This window comes from Pseudomonadota bacterium (assembly GCA_039028935.1).
Lineage (GTDB): Bacteria > Pseudomonadota > Gammaproteobacteria > Steroidobacterales > SZUA-146 > SZUA-146.
In genome coordinates this window covers 82523-89058 of the sequence record JBCCHD010000014.1, presented here as the reverse complement: position 1 = coordinate 89058, position 6536 = coordinate 82523, and the positions used below count along the sequence as shown (strand labels likewise).

Genomic DNA, 6536 nt, shown 5'->3' with positions numbered 1-6536 from the left:
GTAAAGGAAGCGATTTATTGCTTACCCGTAGTAACACCAATCGAAAAACAAAGAACAACGTAAAAAAGGGGCAGGACAATGAGACAGGTTTCTTGGGCGCTGGCAGGTGCGCTCTTGCTGGCTATGCAGCCAGCAGTGGCGAGTGATCGAGACAATGACGGGGTGGAGGACCGCCGCGATAACTGTGTGGATCGGGCCAATCCACTGCAGATCGATTCGAACCGCGATGGCTTCGGTAACGCGTGTGATGCGGACTTAAATAACGACAACATTGTCGATGCGCACGACCGCGCGCTGATGCGGGCACGTTTGGGCAGTGCCGATCGCAATGCGGATATGGACGCGGACGGCAAGGTGACGGAAGCGGATTTGGCCGAGTTGGAAACACAACTATCGCGTGCGCCCGGTCCGAGTGGACTCTCGCGCCAAAACAACACGGCGATTGCCGATTTTAATGGCGACGGGCTATCCGACATGCTCATTGGCGTGCCTGGCAAGGTGGTCGAGGATGACTTTGGTATCGATGTTGATCAGGGTGCGGCGTTTTCGGCGTACAGCAACGGTAATGCCATCTCGCTGTCCGGCGAACAGTATTGGCATCAAGGCACAAGCGGCATTGCCGGGGCCATAGAAAACGACGATTTTTTTGGTCGGGCACTGGCAACGGGCGACTTCAACAACGACGGCTACGCCGACGCGGTGTTTGGCTTGCCCGAAGAGAATTTCGAAGACGGCTTTAATCGTTATGATGCCGGCATGATTGTGGTGGTGTATGGCTCATCCAGTGGACTCACGAGCAGCGGATCCGAGTCGTTCCACCAAGATACGCCCAATGTGCGCGGTGGAACCGAATCAGGTGACCTATTTGGCAGTTCATTTGCGGTCGGCGATTTTGATAACGACGGGTTTGACGATCTTGCGGTGGGCGTGCCCGGCGAAGACATTGAAGATAGTCCCGAAGGCGCGGGCATGGTGCAGGTGTTTTACGGGAATAACGGTGGCGTATCGACCGAAGACGACGTATGGCATCAGGGCAATACCGGTAATGGCTCGGTACACGAGTTTAATGACGAGTTTGGTACGTCACTGGCGGCGGGTGATTTCAATGGTGACGGTTACGACGATCTGGCCATCGGTGCGCCCAAAGAAGACCTCAGTGGTAACAACGATGCGGGCATGGTAACGGTGATTTACGGTAGGTCCGGCGGCTTATCCGCGGCCAATGACCAGGAGTGGACGCAAGACTCAAGCGGTATTGAAGGAGCGTCAGAAACCAATGACTTTTTTGGTGCGGCGTTGGCAACCGGCGATTTTGATGGCGACGGGTACGACGATCTGGCGATCGGCGTGCCAGAAGAAAATCTGACGGGGGCGGTTAATGCCGGGGCGGTCGCGGTGCTCTTTGGCAGTAGTAATCGGCTGACCAATCGCGACGAGTTTATTTCGCTTTCGAGCGCCACCATATCGTTGGCGACGAGCTTTGACGATAAGTTTGGTAGCGCGTTGGCGGTCGGCGATTTCGACGGGGATGGCATCGATGATTTGGCGGCCAGCGCGCCTTCGAAGGTGAGCGATAAGGATTTTGGCTGCGGCGTTGTGTATGTGATGCGCTATGACACAAGCGATGAGCGCTTTGAGCAAATTGTGGCGCTACCCGGCCAGGGTTGCCTATCGGGACTGATTGATGCCGAACAGTATGGCGCGACGCTCATGGCGCTCGACATTAATGGTGATGGTATTAGCGACCTCGCCGTCGGTGCGCCCAATGCACAAGGCACCTCAGCCACGCGAGCCGGCAAAGTGTATTACCACTTTGGCCGGCCCGATTTGCTGAACTACTACAACACGCTGCAGCAGGATCGACTGTGTTGTTCTAATCCCGATGGTTCCGATGATTTTGGCGCGGCATTGCCGTTCTCATCGTGGTGGAAGTGAGGTGAGGACAATGATAATGCGATTTAAAATGTGTGTGTCTGTATTGCTGCTGTGCGCATCGCTGCCCGGCGCGGCACAGTTCGATGAAGTGGTCGTCACGATTTACTTTTCGGGCACCAACCTTGACGGCTCGATGTGGAACGACAGTGACAGCCCCTTTGACCGACCCGAGACCGTGGCGTCTTTACATCGCGCGCAGTTGGCCGACGATCACCACCACAAGGGTATCGTCGACGGGATTGTGCAGAACCTAACGAACGATCCCTTCACGCCGCCCTGGGCCGAACAGCTCGATAAAGCGGAGGACATTTTTGATGAGCGGCCCGCGTGCAGCGGTGAATGCGTGATTCTCAACTTGGTCGGTTTTAGCCGCGGCGCGGTGTCGACTCTGCATACGGCGCATTCCTTTTACGCCAACGAACCGTCGCTGAAGAAGATCAACATCCTGGCGTTTGATCCGGTGCCGGGTGATCGACTGCGGACTAGCGCGATCTTCGTGCTGCCGCCGATCGCCGAATACGTGGGGTTTTATGCCAACGATGAACGATCGCTCGGGTTTGCGCCGGTGATTCCTTCTGACGCGAATACCGACGAAGCCGTGGATCTTTTCTTGGTGCCCGGCGCCCACAACACCATGATCGGCAGTGTGTATCGCAATGGTCATCGAGACGCGCACGGTGAGAGTGAATCTCGGCTTGATCCGATCTCGCGCGCGCTGCGTATTGTCGCGACCGAGCTGCTCGGGTCGAGCGCCTGGGGTGCTGTGCGGTTTGATCCCGATGGCAATGGGTCGGTAGCCATGGACTGGTACGAGGGCCAGGACGATGCAGCCGCTTTGCGCGATCAGTTTGTGAACAATACGCTGTTGCCGATATTCGATTCGTACTATGGCTTTATGCGCGAATTCAGTTTGGTTGCACCGGCCGATATCGATTTTCGTGAGGGTTGGTCGGGAGGCGATTGTGTGAATACCGACACAGCGGATCATTCGCGTCTGTCGCAGCGCTGTGTGTACACCGACGGATTTAATGGCACACCGATTGGCCAATCCGACGGCCCCCTCACTGGGGTAGACGATCTTCATTGGGTCGATGACTTTGTCAATGGCGAGTATCGCTTGTGGCGCTTGATAGAAGAACGTGGCCGGTTTGACACCGATAACGATGATATTGACTTTGCGGTCGACAACTGTCGGGCGAGGTTTAATCCGGATCAGATCGACGCCGATGGCGACGGCTATGGCAATGTGTGCGATGCGGACTTTAACAATGATTGCATTGTGAATTTTCTCGACTTCAGCCTATTCTCGAGTGCTTTTTTGAGCACGGATGCCGTGTACGACACCAACAATGATGGCATCGTCAATTTCTTGGATTTGACGCTGGTGGTCAATATGTTCTTTAACCCACCCGGACCCGGGGCGGGAAGTTGCGGTTCTTAGGTGCTACGACCCGTCATTGTTTTTTTCGTCGAGGACCTTGAGTTGGCGTTGAATGACTTGAAGTTTTCGGCGATCGGCGAGTGCCTTTTGTCGGAGCGACCATATGTAGGCCACAAGTGGAAAACCAAAGGCGAGAATGGCGAGCAGTGCAATCATAGAGACGCAGCGTAGCGCCGTCGCATCGTCCGCACAATGCCCCACGCACCGCAAGAAGCGGTGCGCGGGATGATGTGATCAGTCGTTGCCGCTCGGGCCGGGCGGGCCCAGGAAAAACAGCTGGAATCGAGCGATATCGATAAAGTTGACGACGTTGTCGCCAGTCAGATCCGCGTCAGGGTTCCAGTTGGGTGCGCCGGGCGAGGACAAGAAGGCGTCGATCATCAACGAATAGTCCACAAAGTTGACGCTCCCGTTGTTGTCGAGATCGGGGTCACACACGTTGCCATAGCCGTCGCCGTTGGAGTCGTACTGGGACGCATTAGGGTCCAATGTGCAGTTGTCCATAAAGTCGAGAATGGCATCGGTGTCGGTATCGGGTGCCGCCAAAAAGCCAGGCGTGAGCCGATAGTTGGCGCTCGTCGATTCGCCCAATGCAGAAGGTTGGGCCGGCGAATCGATCACGGTGTAGTTGGCCGAGCTCATCGGCACACCGCTTGCGTCGACCACGTCCCAGTCGATGCGGTAGTTGGCACTCGACTGTTGGCTGGCTGCGCTGCTCGTCGCAAGCGCGATGGACGTCAGGGCGAAAACTAGGAACTTTGTCATTGTCGGTTGCATGATTTTTCCATCGAGTCATTAAATTGGTGAAAACGTCAGGAACCCGGCTGGGAGATTCCCGTGGGGTTGGTGGGCGGTTTGGGCAGTCGTGAGACGTTACGTGTGTCCTCCCGGCTAGTAGCGGGCTCCGCATCGGTGACTGTCGAGATGGCCGGTGGTGACTGGCCTCCGGGTGCTGCGTTGCGCTCACCGCCGTCATGGACGCCAGCGGTTAGCTGCTCGTCAAGTCGACGTTGTTCGGCGTGCGCGTCTGGCAATGGATCAGTCGAGGGTGCCGTTGAGGCCAGTCGTTGTCGCTGTTCAGCCGATCGCTCTTGCCGAAACTCAAAGAGCTGTTGATATTCTCGCCGAATACTGGGGAGCTTGCTGATTTGCGACATGAGATCGTTGGTTTGGCCTGGAATGAGCGTGAGCGACTCACGCTTAAACGCGAGAGTTATTTGTTCAATAGGGTGATCATTGCCGGATACAGAGCGTTCGGGCGTCAGCACGACATCGATGGTCTCCCCCGAGATCAGCTGCGTACGCACGGTATTCCCGTTAAAGGCGAGCAGGGTGCCGGTGAGCAGTCGCTCACAACGCGGTCCGCTCTGTTCACGCGGCCGATTCGATCGCGCATCGAAGAACCCGTAGTGTTTGCAGCGGTCGATGAGCAAGCGTCGCTGGCTGGTGTCAAGTAGCAGAGCGTAGCCACTGGGCTTGTCCGTAAAAGCCGTGCGCCATTCCTTCGGCGCACGTGTCAGCCAGTCCGGCACTTGATAGGGGTCCGGCGTGGGCAGAGCATCGGGTTCTGTAGCGCTAGTCGTCGCTGCGTTCAATGCCGTTTGCTGAGCACCCGATTGCCCGATGAGCATACCCGCAAGCACCAGTGATGTGGCGGTCGCGGTAATCGCCAGCAGAGTCATTGGCGTGAGTTTCATGTCGTTGTCTCCTTTCCCACTATCACTCAATCAACGCGTGCGCAGATGGCAAAGCAGTTGCGTGTGCTGTTGGCGATATCGTATGAGGCGCCGCACTGGAAGGCTGAATCAGTGATGGGTGCCGCGATAGAGACACTGCCAAACAGTCCAGAGCTGCCGCTCGAGCCGCCACCCAGCAATTTCTTGCCCACCGGGCACGAGACTGTCACCAAGCCGTAGTAGCAGGGCAGATTACCGTGGGAATGACAGGAGACGCTCATTGAATCGAGAGGGTACGATTGGGAGACACGCTCCAGACCGATATCAACGTTGCCGGTGACCGCGAGCGAGGGGATGGTCACCGCGTGCGTGGACACGGGAATGCCGGTGCCGATGCCAATACCGTTGGTATCGGATTCAAAGATGATGCGACCACGTGCGACGTCTCGAAATTTGGTGTCGTTTTCGCGAACTTCAATAGACGCGAATTGTTGAGAGCCATCCGCGCTACGCCATCGGAAGCCGTTGAAATCGTCATAGATGTTGATATCAAACGCGCTATCGAAATCCACCTGTCCCTCCAGTGACGTGGCGCCGTTTACGGTCATGCCGTTTACCGCGTAATTGCCGCTACTGTCGAGTTCATCAGGACCGACCGCATCGTCGGCAATTTTTGGGCCGGTGACGGCATTGTCACCGAGCAATCCGTTGGTGACGCCGCCCGGCGCAATGGCGACACTGGCATTGCCGGACAAGGAACCGCCGATGAGTCCTGCACCGACGGACACACTTGTAATGTCGGCGCCAACGGCCTGCAACGCGGCAATGCTTGCCGTGTTGGCATTGATGTCGGCGTTATTGTTGTTGATGGCGACTTGGTTGGTCACGATGTCGCCGCTCGCGACGGCCACGTCTGACTGTACGGTCGACAGACCGGTTTGCACCGATGACACATCGCTTTGCAGATCGCCCACAGAGGTATTGATCGACGCGATGTCGGAGGATTGATCCAGATCGGCTGCCGTGGCGCCGGTCAGGGTATCGGCATCGGCCGATTTGAATGCGTAAGCGGAGGTGTTGAGTGCCCGACGGGGCAGCATCTCTTCGCCCGCGACGAATAATCCAACGTAGATGGGTGTGTCAAACAGTCCTGCTGGAAAGGGGTTCACCGGGTTGCCCAGCACGACGCTAAATAGACCATTGTCGGGCGACACGAGCTGGGTTTGGCTCCAGAGCGGTACGCCGCCGGTGTCGACGTTGTACGCCGCAAACGTGATCGACACGTCGCTGGTGATCGGCGAACCGGTGCTGTCAGTGAGGTAGGCCTGATAGCTGATGCCGTCGGGTACCGCTGCCTGGGCGGCTGCTGTGGACGCCATAAATATGGCTATAAAAACTATATTATTTAGATAGTTACGGAGTTTCATAAACGCCCCCATTTCCTTTCAGATAGTCACAAAGCTGTGGATGCGCCGACGTCCGGA

The 6536-nt window shown here is 56.7% G+C and carries 6 protein-coding genes; 2 read left to right on the top strand and 4 right to left on the bottom strand.

Translation table 11 applies throughout. The features are described 5' to 3' along the window. The first annotated feature begins 78 nt into the window (after positions 1 to 78). Both AAF465_08925 and AAF465_08920 read left to right on the top strand, forming a co-directional pair. Positions 79 to 1935 carry a dockerin type I domain-containing protein gene (locus AAF465_08925; protein ID MEM7082845.1) on the top strand — a complete coding sequence of 619 codons (1857 nt, stop codon included), beginning with the start codon at positions 79 to 81 and terminating at the stop codon, positions 1933 to 1935. A 16-nt stretch (positions 1936 to 1951) separates the two neighbouring features. Next, positions 1952 to 3376, top strand: a complete 1425-nt coding sequence (locus AAF465_08920) for a hypothetical protein (protein MEM7082844.1) — start codon at positions 1952 to 1954, stop codon at positions 3374 to 3376. 3 nt (positions 3377 to 3379) lie between these two features. Here the strand turns inward: AAF465_08920 and AAF465_08915 are convergent, their stop codons facing one another. From AAF465_08915 to AAF465_08900, 4 genes are all read right to left on the bottom strand, one after another. Further along, entirely contained in the window at positions 3380 to 3532 is a 153-nt protein-coding gene (locus tag AAF465_08915; GenBank protein MEM7082843.1) for a hypothetical protein, read from the bottom strand. A 78-nt stretch (positions 3533 to 3610) separates the two neighbouring features. Beyond that, on the bottom strand, positions 3611 to 4141 hold the full coding sequence (locus AAF465_08910; GenBank protein ID MEM7082842.1) for a dockerin type I domain-containing protein: 531 nt from the start codon (positions 4139 to 4141) through the stop codon (positions 3611 to 3613). 47 nt (positions 4142 to 4188) lie between these two features. After that, positions 4189 to 5073 carry a hypothetical protein gene (locus AAF465_08905; protein MEM7082841.1) on the bottom strand — a complete coding sequence of 295 codons (885 nt, stop codon included), beginning with the start codon at positions 5071 to 5073 and terminating at the stop codon, positions 4189 to 4191. A gap of 26 nt (positions 5074 to 5099) precedes the next feature. Then, a complete protein-coding gene (locus AAF465_08900) occupies positions 5100 to 6431 on the bottom strand; it encodes a hypothetical protein (protein ID MEM7082840.1) in 1332 nt (443 codons plus the stop codon). Positions 6432 to 6536: the final 105 nt, after the last annotated feature.